The sequence below is a fragment of the Pseudomonas sp. Pseusp88 genome (assembly GCF_047303955.1).
Taxonomy (GTDB): domain Bacteria; phylum Pseudomonadota; class Gammaproteobacteria; order Pseudomonadales; family Pseudomonadaceae; genus Aquipseudomonas.
Genome location: NZ_JBGLYM010000009.1, coordinates 116,302 through 139,928, shown reverse-complemented (window position 1 = coordinate 139,928; position 23,627 = coordinate 116,302). Strand labels below are relative to the sequence as shown.

Genomic DNA, 23,627 nt, shown 5'->3' with positions numbered 1-23,627 from the left:
CCGCCTCGAAAGTCAGGCAACGCTAGAAGATAGCCGTTCGCTAGCATCCCGGATTTTTTGCTCACATCGTCGCCAGGTGGTCTTTTATGGACAGCATCAACAGCCGCATCGCCGAAGAACTCGGCGTACGCCCACAACAGGTCGCAGCGGCCGTAGCTCTACTGGATGAAGGCTCCACCGTACCCTTCATTTCCCGTTACCGGAAGGAAGTCACCGGCAGCCTGGATGACACGCAGCTGCGTCATCTGGAAGAACGCCTGCGCTATCTGCGTGAACTCGACGAGCGCCGCGCCAGCATCCTGGCCAGCATCGAAGAGCAAGGCAAGCTGACCCCGGAACTGGCCCGCGACATCAATCTGGCCGACACCAAGACCCGCCTGGAAGACCTTTACCTGCCGTACAAGCAGAAGCGCCGTACCAAGGGCCAGATCGCCCTGGAAGCCGGCCTTGGCGAACTGGCCGACGGCCTGTTCAATGACCCGAGCCTCAATCCAGAGAATGAAGCCGCGCGTTTCGTCGATGCCGACAAAGGCGTCGCCGACACCAAGGCCGCCCTGGAAGGCGCCAAGTACATCCTCATGGAGCGCTTCGCCGAAGACGCCAGCCTGCTCGACAAGTTGCGCAGCTTCCTCAAGCACGAAGCCGTGATCAGCGCCCGCGTAGTACCGGGCAAGGAAGAGGAAGGCGCCAAGTTCCGCGACTACTTCGAACACGACGAACCGCTGAAAAGCATGCCGTCGCACCGCGCCCTGGCGATTTTCCGTGGCCGCAACGAAGGCATCCTCAGTTCATCGCTGAAAGTCGGCGAAGAACTGCCGGGCACCCTGCACCCGTGCGAAATGATGATCAGCGAACGTTTCGGCCTGCAGAACCAGAACCGCCCGGCAGACAAATGGCTGGGCGAAGTGGTGCGCTGGACCTGGAAGGTCAAGCTGTACAGCCACCTGGAAACCGATCTGCTGGGTGAACTGCGCGATGCCGCGGAAACTGAAGCGATCAATGTGTTCGCCCACAACCTGCATGACCTGCTGCTGGCCGCCCCGGCTGGCCCACGCGCCACTCTGGGCCTTGACCCGGGCCTGCGCACCGGTTGCAAGGTCGCCGTGGTCGACTCCACCGGCAAACTGCTGGATTACGCCACGGTCTACCCCCACGTGCCGAAGAACCAGTGGGACCAGACCATCGCCGTGCTTGCCGCCCTGTGCGCCAAGCATTCGGTGGACCTGATCGCCATTGGTAACGGTACCGCCAGCCGCGAGACGGACAAACTGGCCGCCGACCTGATCAAAAAATATCCAGGCCTGAAAATGACCAAGGTCATGGTCTCCGAAGCCGGTGCCTCGGTGTATTCCGCTTCCGAGCTGGCCGCCAAGGAGTTCCCGGATCTGGACGTGTCGATCCGTGGCGCGGTGTCCATTGCCCGCCGTCTGCAGGATCCGCTGGCCGAACTGGTGAAGATCGACCCGAAATCCATCGGCGTCGGCCAGTACCAGCACGACGTGTCGCAGCTGAAACTGGCCCGTGGTCTGGATGCGGTGGTGGAAGACTGCGTGAACGCCGTCGGCGTCGACGTCAACACCGCCTCGGTGGCACTGCTGGCGCGGATTTCCGGCCTCAACAGCACTCTGGCACAGAACATCGTGTCGCATCGTGATGAAAACGGTGCCTTCAAAACCCGCGCGGCACTGAAGAAAGTCAGCCGTCTGGGCGAGAAGACCTTCGAACAGGCCGCCGGCTTCCTGCGCGTCATGAACGGCGACAATCCGCTGGACTCCTCGGCCGTGCACCCGGAAGCCTACCCGCTGGTACAGCGCATTGCCGCCGAGACAGACCGCGATATCCGCTCGCTGATCGGCGATGCCAGCTTCCTCAAGCGCCTGGATCCGAAGAAATTCACCGACGAAACCTTCGGCCTGCCGACCGTCACCGACATCCTGCAAGAGCTGGAAAAGCCCGGCCGCGATCCGCGCCCCGAGTTCAAGACCGCCGAATTCCAGGAGGGCGTGGAAGACCTCAAGGACCTGCAACTGGGCATGATCCTCGAAGGTGTCGTCACGAACGTTACCAACTTCGGCGCGTTCGTCGACATTGGCGTCCATCAGGACGGTCTGGTGCACATCTCGGCGCTGTCCGAGAAGTTCATCAAAGACCCGCGCGAAGCTGTGAAAGCCGGTGACGTAGTCAAGGTCAAGGTGATGGAAGTCGACATCCCGCGCAAACGCGTCGGCCTGTCGATGCGCATGAGCGATACGCCCGGCGAGAAGATCGACGGCGCCCGTGGTGCGCGTCCCGGCTCGACCCCGCGTCAGTCGTCCAGCCCTGCCCCGCGCAAGGAAACCCAGGCCGCTGCCCCGGCCAACAACGCCATGGCTTCGTTGTTCGCCAACGCCAAACAGCTGAAGAAACGCTAATGGAAATCCCTGAAGATCTGACCCACAGCGCTTACTTCCGCACCCTCGGCTGCGAAGTGCGCAGCCTGGACGAGAGCGGCGTAGCCACGGTCGCCCTGGCGCTGGAACCGCACCTGCGCAATCGCGGCAATGTGATGCATGGCGGGGCGATCTTCAGCCTGGTCGACATCACCATGGGCCTGGCCTGCTCCTGCGCCCATGGCTTTGATCAGCGCAGCGTCACGGTCGAGTGCAAGATCAACTATGTACGCTCGGTAGGCGAGGGCGAAGTGCTGTGCATTTCCCGCGTCCTGCATGCCGGGCGGCGCACATTGGTGGTCGAGGCAGAAGTCGTGCAGGGCGACAAACTGGTCGCTAAAGCGCAAGGCACGTTCGCAGTGCTATAGCCGTGTCGGTTTGATTTGGAGTAATTTCGGCACTACGAAAGCAGTGCCGAAACCTTCTCGACGCTGCGATTAGACCCCGTGATCGGACCCGGCGTTTCTGACCCAGACCAGGCGACAACGCCAGTTTCTTTCTTCACCCTTGTAGATCGTCTTTTCCACCCCCATATCGGGGCGAATGATGCGTGAAGGAATCCATCTTGAGCGAACTTCTCAACCGCCGTCTGGCTCTGCTTGGCGAGCGCGCAAACCTATCCCTGCTGGAACAGTGCCTGCACGGTATCGAGCGTGAGTGCCTGCGCGTGACCGCCGAAGCCCGTCTGGCCCAGACCCCGCACCCGGAAGCCCTGGGCTCGGCGCTGACCAACGGCCTGATTACCACGGACTACTCCGAATCGTTGCTGGAGTTCATCACCCCGGCCCTGGCCAGCCCGGCAGAGACCCTGGACAGCCTCGACAAGATTCACCGCTTTGCCTATAGCAAGCTGGGCAACGAGTTCCTCTGGAGCCCGTCCATGCCTTGCCCGCTGCCCGCCGAGGAAGACATTCCGATTGCCTATTACGGCACTTCGAATATCGGCAAGCTCAAGTACGTGTACCGCAAGGGCCTGGCTCTGCGTTACGGCAAAACCATGCAATGCATCGCCGGGATTCACTACAACTTCTCCCTGCCTGAGGCCATCTGGCCGCTGCTCAAGCAGACCGAGAGCTTTGACGGCGATGCCCGGGATTACCAGTCCCATTCCTACATCGCGCTGATCCGCAACTTCCGCCGCTACAGCTGGCTGCTGATGTACCTGTTCGGTGCATCGCCTGCCCTGGATGCCGGTTTCCTGCGTGGTCGTGCGCATCAGCTGGAACAGTTCGACGCCGATACCCTGTATCTGCCCTACGCCACCAGCCTGCGCATGAGCGACCTGGGTTATCAGAGCAACGCCCAGGCCGACCTGACGCCGTGCTACAACGACCTGATCAGCTACACCGACAGCCTGCGCAAGGCGGTAGCCACCCCTTATGCGCCGTACGTCGAGATCGGCACGCACAAGGACGGCGAATGGATTCAGCTCAACACCAACGTGTTGCAGATTGAAAACGAGTACTACTCCACCATTCGCCCCAAGCGCGTGACCTACTCGGGCGAGCGGCCAATCCAGGCCCTGATGTCCCGCGGCGTGCAGTACGTAGAAGTGCGCTGCCTGGATATCAACCCGTTCCTGCCGACCGGCATCGACCTGCAGCAGGCCCGTTTCATCGATGCCTTCGTGCTCTATTGCGCCTTGCAGGAAAGCCCGCAACTGGCGAACAACGAATGCAGCGGTGCGTCCACCAACTTCCTCACCGTAGTGAAGGAAGGCCGGCGTCCGGGGCTGGAACTGCAAGGGCCGAACGGCAATGTCGAGCTCAAGGTATGGGCCGCCGAGCTGCTTGAGCAGATCGTTCCGATTGCAGCCCTGCTGGACCAGGCCCAGGGTGGCGAGGAACACGCCAAGTCGCTGCAAGCCCAGCTGGCCAAGGTCAAGGACGCGTCCCTGACGCCATCGGCACAGATCCTGGCGAGCATGACCGAGCACAAGGAAGGCTTCACCGCATTCTCGTTCCGCCAGAGTCAGGCTCACGCCGAGTACTTCCGCAGCCAGCCTCTGAGCGTCGAGGAACAGACCCGCTTCGAAAGCCTGGCCAGAACCTCGATTGCCGAGCAGGCCGAGCTGGAGCAGACCGAAGAGCCTGTGGATTTCGACACCTTCGTCGGCGCTTATCAGGCGAGTATTCTGGCGATCAGTAACTAAGCCGTCCTGGACGGCTCACACCTGAAAACGCAAAACATGTGGGAGCGGATTTATCCGCGAAAGCGTCGATATGATTGCCGACGCCTTCGCGAATAAATCCGCTCCCACAAATCGTTCAAGGATTCGCGGCTACCAATTGTTTACAACGCCTTCTCGAAGATCTTCGAATTGCGCTGGAAGTTGTACAGCGACGCGCGGGCGGCTGGAAGGCGCTCGACGCTGCTGGGTTCGAAGCCGCGCTCACGGAACCAGTGGGCAGTACGGGTGGTGAGGACGAACAAGGTCTTGAGACCCAGTTCACGCGCCCGCGTCTCTATGCGTTCAAGCAACTCGTCACCGCGACCGCCATGGCGGTACTCGGGGTTGACCGCCAGACAGGCCAGCTCGCCAGCCTCAGAGTCGGCAATCGGATACAGCGCCGCGCAGGCAATGATCAGCCCCTCGCGTTCGACCACACTGAACTGCTCGATCTCCCGCTCCAGCACTTCCCGGGAACGACGCACCAGAATGCCCTGCTCTTCCAGCGGCGTAATCAGGTCCATCAGGCCGCCGACATCCTCGATGGCAGCTTCGCGAACCAGTTCGAACTGTTCCTGGGCGACCAGGGTACCGCCACCGTCACGGGTGAACAGCTCGGTGAGCAAGGCGCCATCTTCGGTGTAGCTGACGATATGGCTGCGACCCACGCCGCCCCGGCAGGCTTCGGCTGCCGCATCCAGCAGCTCGGCCTGATAGTTGTTGCCCAGCCGCGCCAGATGCGCCGGCACCTGTTGCGGACGCAACTCACGAACCAGGCGGCCGTTCTCATCGAGCAGGCCGGTTTCTTCGCCGAACAACAGCAGCTTGTCGGCGCCCAGGTCGATGGCCGCGCGAGTGGCGACGTCTTCACAGGCCAGGTTGAAAATCTCACCGGTCGGCGAGTAGCCCAGAGGCGACAGCAGGACGATATGGCGCTCGTCCAGCAAGCGATTGATACCCTTGCGGTCAACCCGACGGACTTCACCGGTGTGCTGATAATCCACACCCTCGAGCACCCCGATCGGCCGGGCCGTAACCTGGTTGCCGCTGGTCACCCGCAGCCGCGAGCCCTGCATCGGCGAGGCCGCCATGTCCATGGACAGGCGTGCTTCGATAGCGATACGCAGCGCGCCCACGGCATCGATCACGCACTCCAGGGTCGGGGCGTCGGTGATGCGCATGTCGCGGTGGTAATGCGAAGTCAGGCCACGGGCGGTCAGTCGGCTTTCAATCTGCGGACGCGAGCCATGGACCAGTACCAGTCGCACACCAAGGCTGTGCAGCAGCACCAGGTCGTGGACGATATTGCCGAAATTGGGATGTTCCACACCGTCGCCGGGCAGCAGGACGACAAAGGTCCGGTCCCGGTGGGCGTTGATATAGGGAGACGCATGGCGAAGCCAGTTCACGTAATCGGGCATAACCTGAAAAGCCTGTAGAAAATTGGACGAAGGACAGAAACACGCACAACTCTGTGGTGGTTATCGTCGGAACAGGCTTGGCAACACGTGCACTCTCCTTTTATCTCTGGGTTATTCCTGTGGGACCGGCTTTAGCCGCAAAGACGCATTCCCGGCTAAAGCCGGCCCCACATTAAATCGCAACATCCGAATCCGCTCACTGCGGGCTCAGACAATAATGTTCGATCAACTGCCGCAACAGCGTCACTGTAGGCTGCAAGCGTGACATTTCGAGGTATTCGCCGGGTTGGTGAGCGCAGGCGATATCGCCAGGGCCCAACACCAGGGTCTCGCAACCAAGGCGCTGAAGATAAGGCGCTTCGGTGCCAAATGCCACTGCTTCGGCACGATGTCCCGTCAAACGTTCCGCAACCCGTACCAGTTCGGCATCGGCGAGCTGTTCAAAGGGCGGCACTTCAGGGAATAGCGGCGCATAGTCGATCTGCACCTTGTGACGCTCGGCCAAAGGCTGCAGCTTCTGCTGGATCGCCGCGCGCAGCACGTTCGGGTCCATGCCCGGCAGCGGGCGCAGATCGAATTCCAGGGAGCACTGGCCGCAAATCCGGTTGGGATTGTCGCCGCCATGGATGCAGCCGAAGTTAAGGGTCGGCTGCGGCACGCTGAATTGCGGGTTGCGGTATTCCTGCTGCCATTGCGCGCGCAGGCCTTTCAACTCGCTGATGGCGTCGTGCATGGCTTCCAGGGCGCTATGGCCCAGGCTCGGGTCGGAGGAGTGACCGCTGCGCCCGAGGATATCGATACGCTCCATCATCACGCCCTTGTGCAGGCGGATCGGCCGCAGCCCGGTCGGCTCGCCGATCACTGCCGCGCGGCCAAGGGGGCGACCCGCTTCGGCCAGGGCCCTGGCTCCGGCCATGGAGCTTTCTTCATCGCAGGTGGCAAGAATCAGCAGCGGTTGCTTGAAGGGTTGATCGAGCAAGCCGCGCACCGCTTCGATAGCGAGCGCGAAAAAACCTTTCATGTCGCAACTGCCCAGACCGACCCAACGCCCATCGATTTCCGTCAGTTTGAGCGGATCGGTTTTCCACAGCGCCTCGTCGAACGGCACGGTATCGCTGTGCCCGGCCAGCACCAACCCGCCAGGGCCGGTGCCGTAACTGGCCAGCAGATTGAACTTGCCCGGCGAGACCTGCTGAATGTCACAGGCAAAGCCCAGGTCGCCCAGCCAACCGGCCAGCAGATCGATCACCCCACGGTTGGACTGATCCAGCGAAGGCTGGGTGCAGCTCACCGAAGGTGCGGCGATCAGGGCGGCGAACTGGTCTTTCATCGACGGCACGGGCATAAACATTCCTCAAGGCGGGGCGACACGCCGGTTCATCATAGGGCCAGATGCTGTCTGGAATAAACCGTTACCGGGCATGTCCTGTACACTGCACGCCATCGCGCAGCCCTGCCACCCCCGGCTGCGCCTCCCGTTATCAGCTTTACAGCGTCTGGACTCCCGGCCATGCACAAAGAAACCGAAATCAAACTGCGCGTCAGCCGCGAAACCCTGGCGGCGCTGCGTGAACACCCGTTGCTGAAAAAGCGCAATAAAAGTGGCTGGGAACGCCTGGAACTGTTCAACCAATACTTCGACACCCCGGAGCGCGACCTGGCCAACGCCAAGGTAGCCCTGCGCCTACGCCGTGATGGCGACGCCATTATCCAGACCCTCAAGACCCGCGGCCAAAGCGTGGCCGGGCTGTCCGAGCGCAACGAATACAACTGGGACCTGGCCAAGGCCAAGCTCGATATCAAGAAGCTCGACGGCGAATGCTGGCCCGAGCAACTGGCGGACCTGGACAAGAAAACCATCAAGCCGCTGTTCACCACTGACTTCGTCCGGGAAAAAGCCGAGATCGCCTGGGGCCGCGGCAAAACCAAGGTGGTGATCGAGGCTGCTCTGGACCTGGGCAATGTCATCGTCGGCAAGCAGAAGGAAGAAATCTGCGAGCTGGAACTGGAGCTGCGCGAAGGCGAGCCTGCCGCGCTGCTGGAACTGGCCGCCGAGCTGGCCCAGACCCTGGCCCTGATGCCCTGCGACATCAGCAAGGCCGAGCGCGGCTATCGCCTGTTCGACGCCAACAGCTACTCCCTGAGCCTGCCCGCGCCACAGCTCGACGCCGAAACGCCGCTGGACGACGCCTACGCCGCCCTGGCCTGGCATCTGTTGGGCAGCAGCCAGCGTCTGGCCGAGCAATACCGTTTCAATGGCCACTGGCGCCTGCTGCAGGACTGGGTCGAGCAATTGGCCGAACTGCGCGCCCTGACCACCAGCCTCGGCCAGGCCGCCCCACGCTCGACCACCAGCGAACTGCGCGGCGCCCTCGACGCCCTGCTGGAAGACTGGCGTCCACTGGTTCAGGCCGGTCAGGAAGATGGTGACGTGCGCGCTGCCGCCCACGAGCAATTCATCGAAGAGCTGCAGGATCCGCGCTGGGGCCTGTTCTCCCTGAACACCTCGCGCTGGCTGCTGGCCCGTAACTGGGCTGCCGAGCGCAACAACCGTGGCAACCGCCAGGGCGCCGCCCTCCTCGCCAGCTGGCTGCCGCGTCTGTTGGCAGAAGAAGCCACCGCCCTGCAACTGAGCCGCTATCAGCAACAGCCCGAAGACCTGGCCGAGCAACTGCCACGCATCGAGCGCATTCAGGCCTGGATGCACCATGCCCGCCAGGTCCTCGACCTGCCGGAAGTCGACCGCCTGTACGGCGAGCTGAACAAGCTGGAAGAGCTGGCCAACCAGCCGATCAGCGATGAAATCCTCGACGCCCGTGTTGAGCAGGCCATTGCGGTGTTGCAGAACAAGGCGTGGAAACTGCTGCTGAAAATGTAAACCTGTTGGAGCGAGGCTTGCCCGCGAAAGATCTGACGCGGTATGTCTGACACACCGCGTCACCCGATCTGCGGGCGAGCCTCGCTCCAACGGCCCTAAGTGACAGGCAAACTCGTGGTCGATTTGATTTCCGACAAGGCCACGATCGAGTTCACTTCCTGAATCCCCGGCACCATCGACAGCTTCTCGAAGAAGAAGCGCTCATAAGCTTCGATGTCCGGCGTGACAATGCGCAATAGAAAATCCACCGCGCCCATCAGCACATAACACTCCAATACCTCCGGAAAACCGCGAATCGCGTCGGTAAATTCCGTGAAGTTGGAGCGCCCGTGGGCGTTGAGTTTGACCTCGGCGAAGATCTGCGTATTGAGGCCGATCTTCTTGCGGTCGAGCAATGACACCTGACGGCGAATCACCCCTTCATCCTTGAGCCGCTGGATCCGCCGCCAGCACGGCGACTGCGACAGACCAACTTGCTCGGCAATCTGGGCACTGGACAGGGATGCGTCCTCTTGCAGCAGCGCGAGGATCTTGCGGTCGTAGCCATCCAACTCGATAGACATAACTAATTCTCGATATCAGGTTTTCACGCATTAACTAGTCGAAACAAGGCTAATTCATTCGATCATGGATCAGAAATTTCTTTTTCCACGTGCAAGAATTTCCCCAGTCGAAACAGGAGACGCCCCATGCCTAACCTTGAAGCCGTGGAAACCGCACCGCACCGTCCGGACAGCTGGTCAGCCCATAACAGCCACTGCCTGGCCCAGTACCGGATTCTTGCCGAGGCCGAGCCCGACCTGCTGTGCCGGGTGCTCAACCTGTTCGCCATGCAGTACCTGATCCCGCAGCAGGTAAACGTGCAACAGGCCGAAGACATGCTGATGATCGATGTGCAGATCGACCGTCTGTCCTGGCATCGCGCCCAGGTAATTGGTGAAAAAATGCGCAACCTGATCAATGTTTGTACAGTGGAACTGGAACAACTTGGCCATTCCCACGTCTCAATTCAATCCGTCTCCCTGGCTGCCAGCTGAGCACCACTGAAAATAATCGCAACGCTTACCCACACAGAGGGCGCAACAACTGGCACGCTTGGGGCTACTCTTGCTGATCGTTATGAGCTGAACCGCCCAAAGGAAGCTGCATGTCCGTCCTCGCATCATCAACCCAGGACCGCTGGCTGGATCTGAACGAGCTGCTGCGCGATCTGGTCACCGAAGGTTTCATCGACCAGGCCAACGCCGAGCACGCCATGACCCAACGGCGCAGCGCCGCGAACATGCAACTGCACCCATTGCAGTTCATCGCCGCGCAACAGCTGGATGACCTCAAGCGTCCAGGGCGCAAGCTGGACCTGGAGACCCTCACGGTCTGGCTGGCCAACCGCGCCGGGCAGCCGTACATGCGCATCGATCCGTTGAAGATCGACAGCGCCTCAGTGACGCCACTGATGTCCTATGCCTTCGCCCAGCGTCACAAGATCCTCGCCGTGGCGGTGGACCGCGAATCGGTGACCATCGCCAGCGCCCAGCCTTATGTCAAAGCCTGGGAAGCCGACCTGACCCACGTACTCAAACGCTCGATCAAGCGGGTAGTCGCCAACCCGGCGGATATTCAGCGGGTGGCCGTAGAGTTCTTCCGCCTGGCGAAATCTGTCAGCGGCGCCAATGCCGTCGATCAGAAAATGAACAACATCGGCAACTTCGAACAGTTGCTCAAGCTCGGTTCCAGCGATCAGGAACCCGACGCCAACGATGCCCATATCGTCAACATCGTCGACTGGCTGTTCCAGTACGCCTTCCAACAGCGCGCCAGTGATATCCATATCGAGCCGCGTCGCGAACAAGGCACGGTGCGTTTTCGAATTGACGGCGTGCTGCACAATATTTACCAATTCCCGCCTCAGGTGACCATGGCCGTGGTCAGCCGCCTGAAAAGCCTGGGCCGGATGAACGTCGCCGAAAAGCGCAAACCTCAGGATGGCCGGGTCAAGACCACCACCCCTGATGGCGGCGAGGTCGAGCTGCGTCTGTCGACGCTGCCCACCGCATTCGGCGAAAAAATGGTCATGCGGATCTTCGACCCGGAAGTGCTGCTCAAGGATTTCGACCAGTTGGGTTTCTCCAACGACGATCTGCGCCGCTGGCAGGACATGACCTGCCAGCCTAACGGCATCATTCTGGTCACCGGTCCCACCGGTTCCGGCAAGACCACCACGCTGTACACTACGCTGAAAAAGCTGGCGACCTCGGAGGTCAACCTGTGCACCATCGAAGACCCCATCGAGATGGTGGAACCGGCGTTCAATCAGATGCAGGTTCAACACAACATTGACCTGACCTTCGCCAGCGGCGTACGCGCACTGATGCGCCAGGACCCCGATATCATCATGATCGGCGAAATTCGTGACCTGGAGACCGCCGAAATGGCCATCCAGGCCGCCCTCACCGGTCACCTGGTGCTCTCCACCCTGCACACCAACGACGCGCCCAGCGCCATCAGCCGCCTGCTGGAACTGGGCGTGCCGCACTACCTGCTCAAGGCCACGATCCTTGGCGTCATGGCCCAGCGCCTGGTTCGTACTCTGTGCCCGCACTGCAAGGCGCCCATAGAGTTGAATGAAGTGGACTGGCAGACTCTCACCCGGCCGTGGCAGGCTCCGGTACCGGCTGGCGCCCACCGCGCTGTCGGTTGCATCGAGTGCCGCGAAACCGGCTATCGCGGTCGCGCCGGGGTCTACGAGATCATGCTGATGTCCGATGGCGTGCGCGATCTGATCAGCGCCGACCTCGACCTCACCGCCATGCGCCGCCAGGCATTCAAGGAAGGCATGCGCAGCCTGCGCCTGTCCGGCGCGCAGAAGGTTTCGGCGGGCCTGACTACGCTTGAAGAAGTATTGCGGGTTACGCCGCAGAGTGAGCAGCGCTAAAGACAGACCATTTCCGACGATTGCTTTATATGTGGGAGCGAATTCATTCGCGAAGAGGCAGGTACATTCGACAAATCTTCATCGACTGGAATGCCCTCTTCGCGGATAAATCCGCTCCCACAACCGGCGGTTAATTAATGTATTAATAACTGTAGAACAGGGAAAAGTCATGCAACTAGGTACCGTCGTCCTGCTGTTCGTCGTTCTGGCGATCGTCATTCTGTTCATGGGTTTCAAAGTGGTGCCCCAGGGCTATCAATGGACCGTAGAGCGCTTTGGCCGCTACACCACCACCCTCAAGCCAGGCCTGAACATCATCGTGCCAGTGATGGATCGCATCGGGCGCAAGATCAATGTCATGGAAAGCGTGCTGGATATCCCGCCGCAGGAAGTCATCACGGCAGACAACGCCACGGTGCAGATCGATGCCGTGTGCTTCTTCCAGGTGGTCAATACTGCCCAGGCGGCCTACGAGGTGAACAACCTCGAACACGCCATTCGCAACCTGCTGCAAACCAATATCCGCACCGTACTCGGCTCCATGGAGCTGGACGCCATGCTCAGCCAGCGCGACAACATCAACGAACGCCTGCTGCGCACGGTCGATGAGGCTACGGCGCCATGGGGCATCAAGATCACCCGCATCGAGATCAAGGACATCAGCCCGCCCGCCGACCTGATGGCGGCCATGTCCGGGCAGATGAAAGCCGAGCGCATCAAGCGCGCCCAGATCCTTGAAGCCGAAGGCCTGCGCGCCGCCGCGATTCTCACTGCCGAAGGCAAGAAGCAGGCACAGATTCTGGAAGCCGAAGGCGGTCGCCAGGCCGCCTTCCTTGAGTCCGAGGCCCGCGAGCGTCAGGCCGAAGCCGAAGCCCGGGCCACGCAAGTAGTGTCCGAAGCCATTGCCAGCGGCAACGTACAGGCCATCAACTATTTCGTCGCCCAAAAGTACATCGATGCCCTGGGCAAACTCGCCTCTGCGAACAACAGCAAGGTCATCCTCATGCCGCTGGAAGCCAGCCAGGTGATCGGCGCGGTGGGTGGCATCGGCGAAATCGTCAAAGCCACCTTCGACGGCAAGAAAGTCTGATGTGGGACTACCTGCAAAATCTGTCGTTCTGGGACTGGCTGGGCCTGGGGACGGTGCTGCTGATTCTCGAAGTGTTCGGCGCGGGCGGCTATCTGCTATGGGTCGGCATCGCAGCAGCAGCCGTCGGAGTACTGACCTTTTTGCTGCCCATGTCCTGGACCGTGCAGTTCCTGCTGTTTGCCGTGCTGTCGATCCTCATGGCGGTCTACTGGTGGAGGCGCCAGCGCGGTGTCAACCGCCCGTCAGACCAGCCAGGCCTGAACAATCGCGGGCAAGAATTGATTGGCCGCACCTTCGTGGTCCACACCGCCATCGTCGAAGGACGCGGCAAGATCAAGGTGGGTGACAGCGTGTGGATCGTCACCGGCCCTGATGCGCCGGTTGGCGCCCATGTTCGGGTGGTAGGGCAGGATGGCGCTATTTTGCGGGTGGATATCGCTTGAGCTGATCCGAAGGGGAAATCCCGCCCTGCGCGTTGCGGCGCTACCAATACCTGAGAGGGGCTGAGAGCAAAACCCGTGGGAGCGAATTCATTCGCGAATCGGCCAATACATCCAACACATTAGCGGCGTCCGGAATAAAGCTTTCGCGAATGAATTGGCTCCCACAGAGTTATGGTGATCCAGTACGTTCCGCCTCGCTCCCAGGCAGACCTGGGTTTCTATTCAGCCGTCGACGGTTTTTCCCACAGGTTGATCCCGCCTTCCACCGCAAACCGGTCGATCTCCGCCAGTTCTTCGGCGCTGAACGCCAGGTTCTTCAACGCACCGACGTTCTCGACGATCTGCTCCGGGCGGCTGGCGCCGATCAGCGCCGAGGTTACCCGTGGGTCACGCAGGGTCCAGGCCAGGGCCATTTGCGCCAGGCTCTGGCCGCGACGCTTGGCAATCTCGTTGAGCGCGCGCGCATGGGCGATGTTTTCTTCCGACAGGTGCGAGGCTTGTAGCGAGCCGCCACCGGGACGATTGACCCGGGCATCCTTGGGAATCCCGTTCAGATACTTGTCCGACAGCAGGCCCTGAGCCAGCGCGGTAAAGGCAATCACCCCGGCGCCCAGCTCTTCGGTGGCATCCAGCAGATCCTTCTCGACCCAGCGATTGAGCAGGTTATAGGCCGGCTGATGAATCAGCAGCGGCACTTTCCACTCCTTCAGCAGCGCGGCGATTTCACGGGTTTTCGCTCCGGAGTACGAAGAAATCCCGATATACAACGCCTTGCCCTGCTGCACCGCAGTGGCCAGCGCGCCTGCGGTTTCTTCCAGCGGGGTGTCGGGGTCGAAGCGGTGCGAATAAAAGATATCCACATAGTCCAGACCCATGCGTTGCAGGCTCTGGTCGAGGCTGGCCAGCACGTATTTGCGCGAGCCACCGCCCTGACCATAAGGCCCCGGCCACATGTCCCAACCGGCCTTGCTGGAGATGATCAATTCATCGCGGTAATGCTTGAAGTCTTCGCGCAGCAGGCGACCGAAATTGATCTCGGCGGCGCCATAGGGCGGGCCATAGTTATTGGCGAGATCGAAGTGGTTGATGCCCAGGTCGAACGCGGTGCGCAACATGGCACGCTGGACATCGATCGGCGTGCTGTCGCCGAAGTTATGCCACAGGCCCAAAGACAACGCAGGCAGCACCAGGCCGCTGCGCCCGGTACGGCGATAGGGCATGGTTTCATAACGATTGTCGGCAGCGATATACGTCATCAGATCCTCTCTTGTTGAATGTTGTCGGACGACTACCAGTTTGTAGCAACCGTTTGCGTTGTCCAGTGAAGAGTCAAGGTGCCGTCTTCTGCCAAACGGCTTGCTGGATGTCGACCCGCTTGGGCAACAGATGGTTGTCGTAGAACAGATCGGCGGTCACCTGTTGCGCTGCGAGGGTCACGGCGGTCACCGGCTGGCTCGGCGATACCGGACGATGGTCGATGTACCGGGCAATCACCGTAGCGGGCAGGCCCATGCTGCGGGTGAGGATATCGATACTGGCCTGACGCTGGCTGCGAGTCAGCTCTTCAGCGGCGCTCAACTCGTCCAACACTTGTTGGATAAATTCACCGTTGTCCTGGGCGTAAGTACGTCGTGCCGTGTAGACCGGCCCGGACAGGCCAAGCCCCTCGCCATCGGCGAGCAAGTGGCTGCGGCCTTCTTCAAGGGCGATGGAGTAGTACGGGTCCCAGATCGCCCAGGCATCGATACTGCCGCTTTCAAAAGCCGCCTTGGCGTCGGCCGGAGTCAGGTAGATCGGCTGGATGTCCCTGAAGCTCAGTCCCGCTTTACTCAGTGCGCGCAGGACCAAATTGTGCGAAGTGGAGCCTTTCTGGAACGCCACCTTGCGCCCCTTCAAATCGGCCACGCTGTGCACCGCACTGTCGTTGCGCACCAGAATGGCCTCGGCGTGAGGCTTGCTCGGCTCGCTGCCGACATACACCAGATCGGCCCCGGCGAGCTGGGCGAAAATTGGCGGGATATCACCGGTCGAGGCCAGGTCCAGACTGCCGACGTTCAGCGCTTCGAGCATCTGCGGGCCGGCGGGAAACTCGATCCATTTGATGTGGGTGCCCTTGAAGCGTTGTTCCAAAAGGCCGTGTTCCTTGGCCAGCACCAGCGTGATGGAGCCTTTCTGGTAGCCGATGCGCAGTTCCTGCGGGGCGGCGGCCAGGGTGATGCTGGCAAAGGCCCAGAGCAGCAGAGTCAGGGCGAACAATGTGCGTGTTCTCATAAATAACCTATGACTGTTTGAATTGAAATCGGAGCTAAATGTGGGAGCTGGCTTGCTGGCGATGGCTGTATGTCAGTCACCGATGCCATGGCAAGCGCTTCGCACTCGATCGCCAGCAAGCCGGCTCCTGCAGCGTTGTGCGGTGTTTTGTAGGACCCGCCTTAGCCGCGCCTACAGTCATGGCAGCAAGATCAGCGGTATCGGTTCGCCGGCCGCTGCAAGCCAAGGTTCTCCCGCAACGTCGTGCCTTCATACTCGGTGCGGAACAACCCGCGTCGTTGCAGCTCCGGCACCAGCAGGCGCGCGACATCTTCCAGGCCGCCAGGCAAATGCGGCACCAGCACATTGAAGCCATCGGCGGCGCCTTGTTCGAACCAGGCTTGCAGCTCATCGGCGATCTGCGTCGCTGTACCAACCAGGCTGTAATGCCCGCGACCTCCGGCAATGCGTCGGCCCAACTGGGCAAGCGTCAGTTGCTCCTGCCCGGCCAGTTCGGTCAGCAACAGTTGGCGGCTGCGCTGGCCGCTGTCGGTCAACGGCAACTCAGGCAGCGGCCCGTCGAGGGGATAGCCCGACAGGTCGAAGTTACCGAGCATTCGCCCCAGTAATGCCACGCCGACTTCAGGCTCGACCAGCGCCTGGAACTCCTCGAACTTCTCCCGCGCCCGCTCAACACTTTCATCGACCACAATAAAGACGCCGGGCATGATTTTCAGCGAATCAACGCTCCGCCCGTAGCTCGCCAGCCGTCCCTTGAGGTCACGGTAAAACGCCTGGGCATTGTTCAATGAAGTCTGTGCGGTAAACACCACTTCAGCGGTCTGCGCCGCCAGATCGCGACCGGTTTCGGACGATCCGGCCTGTACCACCACGGGCTGCCCCTGGGGCGAGCGGGCGACGTTGAGCGGGCCTTTCACCGAGAAATGCTCGCCTTGATGATTCAGCACATGCAGCCCGGTGGAGTCGTAGTAACGACCGCTGGCCTTGTCGCGGATAAAGGCGTCGTCGGTCCAGCTGTCCCATAACCCGGTCACCACCTGATGAAACTCGCGAGCCCGGCTGTAGCGTTCGGCGTGGCCCAGGTGCTGGTCACGACCAAAATTCTGCGCTTCGGCGGCGGCATCGGAAGTCACCAGATTCCACCCTGCCCGACCACCGGAAAGATGATCCAGAGACGCGAACTTGCGGGCCACGTGGTAAGGCTCGTTATAAGTCGTGGTCGCGGTAGCGATCAGGCCGATATGCTCGGTCACTGCGCTCAGGGCCGACAGCAGAGTCAACGGCTCGAAATGATCGGAGCGTGCCATATGACTGGCAATGTCCCCGGTCGGCGCAGCCACGCTGTCAGCGACGAACAGCGCATCGAATCGCGCGCCTTCTGCGACCTGTGCCAAGTGGCGGTAATGGCGGATATCCAGCCCGGCATTGGCAGGCACATCCGGGTGGCGCCAGGCGGCTACATGGTGCCCTGTGGCCATTAAAAACGCGCCCAGCTTCATTTGACGACTCATAACATTTTCCTTACCGATTCATTGAGGGTTGTCGCACGCAACGGCTCAAAAATCCTTACGCAACTGCACGCCAAAATAGCGCTCATCGTCTCGTGGCACGGCGCGGTAGATGTAGCCGGTGCCGCTGGCCAACATCGGTGAATAAGACTTGTCGGCCAGGTTTTTCGCCAACAGCGCCACGCGCCAGCCATTGCTGTAATCGGCCAGTGCCGCGCTGGCGTTCCAGATGCCGTAGGCGCCCTGTTTGGTGTCAGGGTTCTGGCTGATGTCGTACTGCACTTCGCTTTGCCAGCTGTAATCGGTGCCCAGCTCGATATCCAGACCGTTATCCAAGGGGATGGTGTAATCGGCGCGCACATAGCTTTTCCAGTCCGGACTGTAAGGCAGCGTCTTGCCATTGACGTTGCAGGACGCAGCAGCCCCGGGTGGGCACTGAAAGCTGTCGATGCGCGCCTTGGTGTAGGCCAGGGCGCCGGAGAATTTCAGATTGCGGGTCGCCTGCAACGCGTAATCCAGCTCCACGCCCTCGGTGCTGACGCTGCCCGCGTTGATCAGGCGGGTCACCACTTGCCCGGCCACGGTGTCGTAGAAATTCGCCTGATAGTTGTCGTAATCGCTGTGGAAAACCGCCAGGTTGGTGGTCAGGCGATTGTTCCAGCTCGTCGCCTTGATACCGACTTCCCAGGTATTGGAGGTTTCCGGCTTGAGCGCGTCGGTGTCACGCGGCTGCATGTTGAAGAAGACGTTGTACGCCGGGCCTTTATAGCCGCGAGAGTAAGTGACGTAACTGGTAACGCTGTCGCTCAGATCGTATTGCAGGCCCAGGCGCCCGGACTTGCCGTCCTCGTCCACCGAACCTGAACTGCTGGTGGCCGGCTGGATGCCGCTGACCGTCGTCGCCGAGGTCGAGACCCGGCGATGATCGTATTCAAGTTCGTCGTGGGTCCAGCGCAGCCCGGCAATAAGGCGCAGATCCGGACGGAAATTGAAGGTGGCTTCGCCAAATACCGAGGAGCTGTCGCTGGTGGTGCTGTAGTCCGCTACCCCACGGTCTTGACGGGTGGTAGTGATCAGGGTGCGCTGATAGGTTTCGGTGTCCTTGCCGTGCATGTAGAACAGGCCACCGACGTATTCGAGGAACTCACCCTTGGGCGACGCCAGGCGCAGCTCCTGGGAGTACTGGTCGTAGTCCAGACGACCTTTATCCTCGGTGCCGGGGAAGGCAGCGGTGATGGTGCCCAGGCGGTCGCCGTCCTGATATTGCGCGTTGTTCCAGCCCCGCCAGGCGGTGATCGAGGTCAGGGTGTAGTCGCCCAGTTTCCAGTCCAACTGGCCGGACAGGCCCTTGTTGATGTCGTCGACATGGCTGCGAAAATCACTGCTCAGCTTGCGGCTGTCACTCTGCGCGCTGACCGGCGCCAGAGCGCTGGCGAAGGCCGGGGTCAGGGCCTTGCTCACCACACCGTTGGGCGTGTCATCCCTGGACTGCATATAGTCAGCGGCCAGGGTGAAGGTCACGTCTTCATTGGGCGTGAACGCAAGTTTGCCGCGAATGCCCTTGCGGTTGTAGCCGTTGACCTCCTGACCGTTGAGTTTGTTGTCGACATTCCCGTCGTAACTGCCGAACAGGGTGGTCACCGATCCCTTCAGAGTGCCGGGGATCAGGCTGCCGCCAATACCGAAGCGGGTGCGGCTTTCGTTACCGCTGTAGTAAGACTGGTCGATGTAGCCATGGGTCTCTTCGGTCGGAGCCTTGGTCACGACGTTGAGTACGCCTGCGGATGCATTCTTGCCGAACAGCGTGCCTTGCGGGCCACGCAACACTTCGATGCGGTCCAGGTCGAGCAGATCCAGAGTAGCCTGGCCAGGGCGACCATAAACCACGCCATCGATCACAGTTGCCACGGTCGGCTCGACGCCCGGCGACGTGGAGATAGTGCCGACGCCGCGAATGAACAGCGAAGTATCCTTGTTCGATGCGCCGGTGCGGAAATTCAGCGACGGAATCTGCTGGACGATACTGGCGACACCGTTGCGGTTATCCCGCTCCAGTTGCTCGCCATCGATTACCGATACCGCCACCGGCACCTTCTGCAGCGACTCTTCGCGACGGGTTGCGGTGACGGTGACGGATTTGAGGACGGGCTCCTGACTGCTCGCAGCTTCATCGCCAGAGGTGGCGGCCTGTACCATCGGCAGCCCGGCCAGGCTGATGGCCTGGGCCAGCAGCGTGCGTTTGACGATTTCCCCGATTGTGTTTTGCATGGTGTGCCTGCTCGATATGCCCTGATAGGTCCGTCTTCTGCGGACTGACGCCTGACGTTGTGTACCTGCGCGGTTTTAGGCATTCGCTTGAGCGAGTAGCAGACAAACCAACTTGGTAGCGCTAACATCATCAGTATCGGCAAGGGATGAATAGATCGTCAAATAATGAAAAATTACTTTTATATGCTTTTTAAGCCTATGCGGATGAACGCCCATGTCGGATGACTCGCCAGCCACACGCAAACGCAAGGGCGCAGGTCGGGTAACCCTCAATACCGTGGCCCGGCACGCTGGGGTATCGGCGATTACGGTGTCGCGCTATTTCAATCAGCCGGACCAGGTCTCGCCGGAACGCCGCGAGCGCATCGCCGAGGCTGTCAGTGAATTGGGTTATGTGCCCAATCTGGTGGCTGGCGGCCTGGCCTCAGCGCGTAGCCGCATCGTGGCCATGGTCATCCCGAACATCTCCGGGCCGATCTTCGCCAATACCATCCAGGGCTTCAGCGACACGCTCAACCGCCACGGTTTTCAATTGCTTCTGGCGTCGAGTTATTTCTCTGAAGAGCAGGAAGAAAGCGCGGTACGGGCATTCCTGGGGTGGTCGCCGGCAGCACTGGTGTTGACCAGTCACTTCCACAGCGCCGCAACGGAAAAGATGATCGAGCAGGCGGACATCCCGGTCGTCGAGACTTGGGACTATCAGCCCGAGCGCAGACCGATCCAGATCGGTTTCGCCCATGATGAAGTCGGTGTGGCCGCCGCTCGCTACCTGCATGGCAAGGGCTATCGGCGCATCGCCTTCGTACAGAACAGCGCTGTCGGTGACTTGAGCGCCCGTGAGCGGCGCAACGGCTATGCCCGAACGCTGGAATCGCTGGGGCTGCAACCCTGGGTGTTCGTGCCGGAGCCGGATCTGGCGCCGTTCGAGGCAGGCAAACAAGCCATGCAGCAGCTGATGTCCGGCGAACAGCGCCCCGACGCCATTATCTTCGCCAACGACAACCTGGCCGCCGGTGGCCTGCTTGCGGGCCAGCGTTCAGGCCTGCGTATTCCCCAGGACTGCGCGATCATGGGCTTTGGTGACTACCCCTTCGCCCATATGCTGATGCCCAGCCTGACCACCATCAAACCGCCCGCCCTGGAAATCGGCGTGTTGGCGGCACAGCGGGTCCTGGAAAGCCTTGGGGTTCTGGTGCCGGAGGACGAGATCCAGCGACTGAATCTATTGGATTGTCATTTGATTGAACGCGAGAGCACCTGAGTCGATGAGAACTCACCCGGCGCCACTGCCTCATCGGTCTTCGCCGCGAAGCGATTGGCCCGGCCGAAAGTGCCGAAATCATTGAAACGCACGCCCATTTCCGCCATCACCCGATGCGCCACGGGCGCGGTCATCTGACGGATGTAAAACGGCTCCTTGACCACGAAGTGGTGGATACCGTGGGTGCTGCCGAAGTTGAAGCAGAACGCCTGCAACGGCCATAGCCACCAAGGGTTGAGCACCTGGGTTTGTTGAATCACGTTGCCCGGTTCCAGATCGCCGTAGTAATGCATGTTCGAGCTGACGAAGTGCAGGCAGAAGGTGCGCAGCACATTCGGCCCGACCAGCACCACCACTGCAACATCGATCACCGGCATCACCGCCAGGGTCGTGGCAGACCACTCCACCGACGTGCCCAACAGCGCGGCAATGCCGTTGGCCGCATGAAAGCCGAGAAACACATACCAACTGCCCCAATTGAGCAGCGCCAGCGGCGCATAGACCTTGAGCGTGCGTTTGAGGATGCTGAATTTATGCGCCCAGGTTTTTGCCCGTAGCATGCGGATCAGTGACGACATGACGTTATCGCCAACCATCAATAGTCGGGCAATGCCCCACGGCTCGCCATTGGTGATGGCGCGCTCTTCCATATCCGCCTCGGTGCCGGAGACTTTATGGTGATTGAGGTGCAGATGGCGGCGAATCCACGGATTGATGGTGCTTGGCCGCGCCAGCCAGACCAGGGCCAGCATCAAATTGTGGGGAATTCGCTGTTTGCGAAAATACATGCTGTGGATCAGGTCGTGCTCCAGCTCATGGGTCAGGGACGCGAAGAAAGCATTGAGCAGCAGGCACGCCCACCATGCCATGTAACCCCCGAGATAGAGGCTTGCGCTCAGCAACATGCCACCCAGGGCGAAAGCCAGGATGCCGACTCCGATAGCGTCCTGATGGCGCAGGATTGGGTAGCGCGCACGCAATTCGTCGCCCCTGGCGCTCACCACCGCGCGAATATGCGCTGATCGCTGCTGTGCATTCAGTCTCGCAGGACTTGCAGAAGGTGCGTGCATGCTTCCATCCTCTATCATGACGGTAAGTGAAGAGGATCTCACTGTGCATGAGCCCACTCCCTGCGCGCCCTGCCGAGTACGCCAATCTGTTGACCGCAGGTGCCAATGATCATGACTGAGCCCAGTATTCTCGCCAGTTGGACTCGCGCCTTGCGCAAACAGATCGATGCATTGGGGCTGGACAGCACCGCGCTGTGCCTGGCAGCCGGACTCGATCCGCAACTGATGGATGATCCCGACGCACGTTATCCGGTGAGCACCACCACGCGCCTTTGGCATCTGGCCGTGGCCGCCAGTGGCGATCCGGCGCTGGGCCTGCGCGTATCGCGCTTCGTCAGCCCGACCACCTTTCATGCCTTGGGTTATGCACTGGTCGCCAGTGCCTCGTTGCGCGAAGTGTTCGAACGCATCGTGCGCTATCACCCGGTAGTCAGCGACGCTCTGACCCTGGAACTCAAGCGGGTCGATGATCGTTACGAGTTCCGCTTCAACACTCCGCCCGATGGCCCGACACCGGCCTTCGAGGCGCTGGACGCTTTCGCCGCCATCTATGTGCGCACCTGCCGCAACCGCCTGGGCCGCAGCTATGCGCCACTGGCCGTGCACCTGCAACGCCCCGCGCCAACGGACCCGCAACCCTGGCAGGAAGTGTTCCGCGCGCCGCTGTATTTCGACGCGGCCGAGAATCTGCTGGAATTCGCCTGTGTCGACTTCGACAGCCATCTGGACGACAGCAACCCGCAACTGGCCGAGCACAACGAAACAGTGCTCAACCGCACAATGGAGCAATTGCAACCGCTGACCTGGGAGCGCCGCGTACGCTCGGTGATCGAGGCGCAACTGCCCGAAGGCGAACCCACCGCAGAGCGAGTCGCCCAGGCATTGCACCTGAGCCTGCGCAGCCTGCAACGGCACCTGGCCGACGAAGGCTGCCGCTTCGACCTGCTGCTCAACCAGTGCCGGCAGAACCTGGCGCTGCAACACATGCGTGATCCGCGCAGCTCATTGAGCGAAATCGCCTATCTGCTGGGCTTTTCCGACACCAGCAGTTTTAGCCGTGCGTTCAAACGCTGGACCGGGATGACGCCGAGTCAATATCGCGATGGCATGGGCGGTTAAATGCTCAAGCCTTCGATCGGACGAACCTGGCCCCGGCCATCTCCCGCAGCCGATTGATATTCAGAACCTGCAACTGCTCCTGGCGCAGATACACCACCTTGCGTTGATGCAGGGTTTGCAGGATTTCTGGCAACTGCGGATCGTCCAAGGCGAGGTCTTCAAACGGAATCAAACGACGCGAATGATTGAGTTCGCCATAGCCTTCACTCAGCAATAGCAGGCGACGGGCAATGCGGGTGCGCGGTGGCAGGCGCGCCAGTTCGTCAGCACGCAGCAGTGGCAGGCCCAGCTTGTGGCCGAGCAGTTCGGCGAAAGATCGCCAGTACTGGGGATATTGCTCAAGCAGCGTGAGCAGGGTCGCCTGAGGCACCTGTAACAAAATGCTTTGCCCTGAGGAATACAGATCCTGGGTGCGCGGCAGGCCGTCGAACAGCGACACCTCGCCAAACCAGTAAGGCAGTGCAACCTCATCGAAGTGGCCCGGCGGATACTGCTCATCGGCAGCGCCTACGCGCACCGAGCCTTCGAGCAGGATATACAGGCCGCAAGGCGCATCGCCCCGGGCAAACAGCAGCTTGCCGGGGGTGAAGCGCCGTTGTCGCGCCGCCGCCAGCAAGGCGTCCTGTAAACCGGCCGGCAAGGCGCCAAACCATCTATCGTTAAGCAGGCGCGAACGCCATCCCTCTCCATTTGTCATGTATTGCTCCCTTTTGTTGCAGGTTTTGTCATTTTAAGCCGATCCACCCCGACAGACTCTGCGGCATGAT

Annotated in this window: 19 protein-coding genes; 10 read left to right on the top strand and 9 right to left on the bottom strand. The window is 60.9% G+C overall.

Going from position 1 to position 23,627, the window contains the following annotated elements; all coding sequences use genetic code 11:
- Positions 1 to 86 precede the first annotated feature (86 nt).
- The 3 genes from ACCD02_RS14440 to gshA all read left to right on the top strand — a co-directional run bounded on the left by ACCD02_RS14440 (position 87) and on the right by gshA (position 4,581).
- Positions 87 to 2,411 (top strand): Tex family protein, encoded by a 2,325-nt coding sequence (locus ACCD02_RS14440; protein ID WP_413302814.1) that lies wholly within the window; start codon positions 87 to 89, stop codon positions 2,409 to 2,411.
- Positions 2,411 to 2,797 carry a PaaI family thioesterase gene (locus ACCD02_RS14435; RefSeq protein ID WP_413302811.1) on the top strand — a complete coding sequence of 129 codons (387 nt, stop codon included), beginning with the start codon at positions 2,411 to 2,413 and terminating at the stop codon, positions 2,795 to 2,797. Before ACCD02_RS14440 ends, ACCD02_RS14435 begins: the two co-directional genes overlap by 1 nt.
- 197 nt (positions 2,798 to 2,994) lie before the next feature.
- Entirely contained in the window at positions 2,995 to 4,581 is a 1,587-nt protein-coding gene (gene gshA / locus ACCD02_RS14430; protein ID WP_413302808.1) for a glutamate--cysteine ligase, read from the top strand.
- Positions 4,582 to 4,721: 140 nt separating this feature from the next.
- On the opposite strand, the gene argA is transcribed toward gshA, so the two are convergent.
- Together argA and argE are read right to left on the bottom strand one after the other, a co-directional pair.
- Entirely contained in the window at positions 4,722 to 6,020 is a 1,299-nt protein-coding gene (gene argA / locus ACCD02_RS14425; RefSeq protein ID WP_413302805.1) for an amino-acid N-acetyltransferase, read from the bottom strand.
- 196 nt (positions 6,021 to 6,216) lie between these two features.
- A complete protein-coding gene (argE, locus tag ACCD02_RS14420) occupies positions 6,217 to 7,365 on the bottom strand; it encodes an acetylornithine deacetylase (protein ID WP_413302802.1) in 1,149 nt (382 codons plus the stop codon).
- Between the two features lie 165 nt (positions 7,366 to 7,530).
- Between argE and ACCD02_RS14415 the strand changes: the two genes are divergently transcribed.
- Positions 7,531 to 8,898 carry an inorganic triphosphatase gene (locus ACCD02_RS14415; RefSeq protein WP_413302799.1) on the top strand — a complete coding sequence of 456 codons (1,368 nt, stop codon included), beginning with the start codon at positions 7,531 to 7,533 and terminating at the stop codon, positions 8,896 to 8,898.
- Between the two features lie 95 nt (positions 8,899 to 8,993).
- On the opposite strand, the gene ACCD02_RS14410 is transcribed toward ACCD02_RS14415, so the two are convergent.
- Positions 8,994 to 9,461 carry an Lrp/AsnC family transcriptional regulator gene (locus ACCD02_RS14410; protein WP_413302796.1) on the bottom strand — a complete coding sequence of 156 codons (468 nt, stop codon included), beginning with the start codon at positions 9,459 to 9,461 and terminating at the stop codon, positions 8,994 to 8,996.
- A gap of 126 nt (positions 9,462 to 9,587) precedes the next feature.
- On the opposite strand from ACCD02_RS14410, the gene ACCD02_RS14405 reads away from it, so the two are divergent.
- The 4 genes from ACCD02_RS14405 to ACCD02_RS14390 all read left to right on the top strand — a co-directional run bounded on the left by ACCD02_RS14405 (position 9,588) and on the right by ACCD02_RS14390 (position 13,363).
- A complete protein-coding gene (locus ACCD02_RS14405) occupies positions 9,588 to 9,935 on the top strand; it encodes a hypothetical protein (RefSeq protein ID WP_413302793.1) in 348 nt (115 codons plus the stop codon).
- Between the two features lie 110 nt (positions 9,936 to 10,045).
- Positions 10,046 to 11,830: a GspE/PulE family protein gene (locus ACCD02_RS14400; RefSeq protein ID WP_413302790.1), complete on the top strand. Its 1,785-nt coding sequence runs from the start codon at positions 10,046 to 10,048 to the stop codon at positions 11,828 to 11,830.
- 169 nt (positions 11,831 to 11,999) lie between these two features.
- Positions 12,000 to 12,920, top strand: coding sequence for an SPFH domain-containing protein (locus ACCD02_RS14395; RefSeq protein ID WP_413302787.1), 921 nt, complete (start codon positions 12,000 to 12,002; stop codon positions 12,918 to 12,920).
- Complete coding sequence (locus ACCD02_RS14390; RefSeq protein WP_413302784.1) at positions 12,920 to 13,363, top strand: NfeD family protein; 444 nt, start codon at positions 12,920 to 12,922, stop codon at positions 13,361 to 13,363. The genes ACCD02_RS14395 and ACCD02_RS14390 overlap by 1 nt, the downstream gene beginning before the upstream one ends.
- A 218-nt stretch (positions 13,364 to 13,581) precedes the next feature.
- Here ACCD02_RS14390 and mgrA read toward each other — a convergent pair whose 3' ends face one another.
- The 4 genes from mgrA to ACCD02_RS14370 all read right to left on the bottom strand — a co-directional run bounded on the left by mgrA (position 13,582) and on the right by ACCD02_RS14370 (position 19,410).
- The gene (mgrA, locus tag ACCD02_RS14385; RefSeq protein ID WP_413302781.1) at positions 13,582 to 14,619 is read right to left on the bottom strand and encodes an L-glyceraldehyde 3-phosphate reductase; all 1,038 of its coding nucleotides are present in this window, start codon (positions 14,617 to 14,619) and stop codon (positions 13,582 to 13,584) included.
- Between the two features lie 73 nt (positions 14,620 to 14,692).
- Positions 14,693 to 15,634, bottom strand: coding sequence for a sulfonate ABC transporter substrate-binding protein (locus ACCD02_RS14380; protein WP_413302778.1), 942 nt, complete (start codon positions 15,632 to 15,634; stop codon positions 14,693 to 14,695).
- Between the two features lie 191 nt (positions 15,635 to 15,825).
- Positions 15,826 to 17,145, bottom strand: a complete 1,320-nt coding sequence (locus tag ACCD02_RS14375; protein ID WP_413302774.1) for an LLM class flavin-dependent oxidoreductase — start codon at positions 17,143 to 17,145, stop codon at positions 15,826 to 15,828.
- A gap of 45 nt (positions 17,146 to 17,190) precedes the next feature.
- Positions 17,191 to 19,410 (bottom strand): TonB-dependent receptor, encoded by a 2,220-nt coding sequence (locus ACCD02_RS14370; protein ID WP_413302771.1) that lies wholly within the window; start codon positions 19,408 to 19,410, stop codon positions 17,191 to 17,193.
- A 214-nt stretch (positions 19,411 to 19,624) separates the two neighbouring features.
- Here ACCD02_RS14370 and ACCD02_RS14365 point away from each other — a divergent pair, with 214 nt between their 5' ends.
- Positions 19,625 to 20,671 (top strand): LacI family DNA-binding transcriptional regulator, encoded by a 1,047-nt coding sequence (locus tag ACCD02_RS14365; RefSeq protein ID WP_413302768.1) that lies wholly within the window; start codon positions 19,625 to 19,627, stop codon positions 20,669 to 20,671.
- Here the strand turns inward: ACCD02_RS14365 and ACCD02_RS14360 are convergent.
- Positions 20,644 to 21,741, bottom strand: a complete 1,098-nt coding sequence (locus ACCD02_RS14360) for a fatty acid desaturase (protein WP_413302765.1) — start codon at positions 21,739 to 21,741, stop codon at positions 20,644 to 20,646. The two genes, ACCD02_RS14365 and ACCD02_RS14360, sit on opposite strands and share 28 nt — an antisense overlap.
- Positions 21,742 to 21,852: 111 nt before the next feature.
- On the opposite strand from ACCD02_RS14360, the gene ACCD02_RS14355 reads away from it, so the two are divergent.
- Positions 21,853 to 22,860 carry an AraC family transcriptional regulator gene (locus ACCD02_RS14355; protein ID WP_413302763.1) on the top strand — a complete coding sequence of 336 codons (1,008 nt, stop codon included), beginning with the start codon at positions 21,853 to 21,855 and terminating at the stop codon, positions 22,858 to 22,860.
- Positions 22,861 to 22,864: 4 nt separating this feature from the next.
- Here ACCD02_RS14355 and ACCD02_RS14350 read toward each other — a convergent pair whose 3' ends face one another.
- Positions 22,865 to 23,557: a Crp/Fnr family transcriptional regulator gene (locus ACCD02_RS14350; protein ID WP_413302760.1), complete on the bottom strand. Its 693-nt coding sequence runs from the start codon at positions 23,555 to 23,557 to the stop codon at positions 22,865 to 22,867.
- Positions 23,558 to 23,627 lie beyond the last annotated feature (70 nt).

Excerpts from the sequence above, each read along its gene's own strand:
- ACCD02_RS14440 (WP_413302814.1), top strand. The coding sequence starts at position 87 with ATGGACAGCATCAACAGCCGCATCGCCGAAGAACTCGGCGTACGCCCA.
- ACCD02_RS14435 (WP_413302811.1), top strand. The coding sequence starts at position 2,411 with ATGGAAATCCCTGAAGATCTGACCCACAGCGCTTACTTCCGCACCCTC.
- argA (WP_413302805.1), bottom strand. The coding sequence starts at position 6,020 with ATGCCCGATTACGTGAACTGGCTTCGCCATGCGTCTCCCTATATCAAC.
- argE (WP_413302802.1), bottom strand. The coding sequence starts at position 7,365 with ATGCCCGTGCCGTCGATGAAAGACCAGTTCGCCGCCCTGATCGCCGCA.
- ACCD02_RS14415 (WP_413302799.1), top strand. The coding sequence starts at position 7,531 with ATGCACAAAGAAACCGAAATCAAACTGCGCGTCAGCCGCGAAACCCTG.
- ACCD02_RS14410 (WP_413302796.1), bottom strand. The coding sequence starts at position 9,461 with ATGTCTATCGAGTTGGATGGCTACGACCGCAAGATCCTCGCGCTGCTG.
- ACCD02_RS14405 (WP_413302793.1), top strand. The coding sequence starts at position 9,588 with ATGCCTAACCTTGAAGCCGTGGAAACCGCACCGCACCGTCCGGACAGC.
- ACCD02_RS14400 (WP_413302790.1), top strand. The coding sequence starts at position 10,046 with ATGTCCGTCCTCGCATCATCAACCCAGGACCGCTGGCTGGATCTGAAC.
- ACCD02_RS14395 (WP_413302787.1), top strand. The coding sequence starts at position 12,000 with ATGCAACTAGGTACCGTCGTCCTGCTGTTCGTCGTTCTGGCGATCGTC.
- ACCD02_RS14390 (WP_413302784.1), top strand. The coding sequence starts at position 12,920 with ATGTGGGACTACCTGCAAAATCTGTCGTTCTGGGACTGGCTGGGCCTG.
- mgrA (WP_413302781.1), bottom strand. The coding sequence starts at position 14,619 with ATGACGTATATCGCTGCCGACAATCGTTATGAAACCATGCCCTATCGC.
- ACCD02_RS14380 (WP_413302778.1), bottom strand. The coding sequence starts at position 15,634 with ATGAGAACACGCACATTGTTCGCCCTGACTCTGCTGCTCTGGGCCTTT.
- ACCD02_RS14375 (WP_413302774.1), bottom strand. The coding sequence starts at position 17,145 with ATGAGTCGTCAAATGAAGCTGGGCGCGTTTTTAATGGCCACAGGGCAC.
- ACCD02_RS14370 (WP_413302771.1), bottom strand. The coding sequence starts at position 19,410 with ATGCAAAACACAATCGGGGAAATCGTCAAACGCACGCTGCTGGCCCAG.
- ACCD02_RS14365 (WP_413302768.1), top strand. The coding sequence starts at position 19,625 with ATGTCGGATGACTCGCCAGCCACACGCAAACGCAAGGGCGCAGGTCGG.
- ACCD02_RS14360 (WP_413302765.1), bottom strand. The coding sequence starts at position 21,741 with ATGCACGCACCTTCTGCAAGTCCTGCGAGACTGAATGCACAGCAGCGA.
- ACCD02_RS14355 (WP_413302763.1), top strand. The coding sequence starts at position 21,853 with ATGACTGAGCCCAGTATTCTCGCCAGTTGGACTCGCGCCTTGCGCAAA.
- ACCD02_RS14350 (WP_413302760.1), bottom strand. The coding sequence starts at position 23,557 with ATGACAAATGGAGAGGGATGGCGTTCGCGCCTGCTTAACGATAGATGG.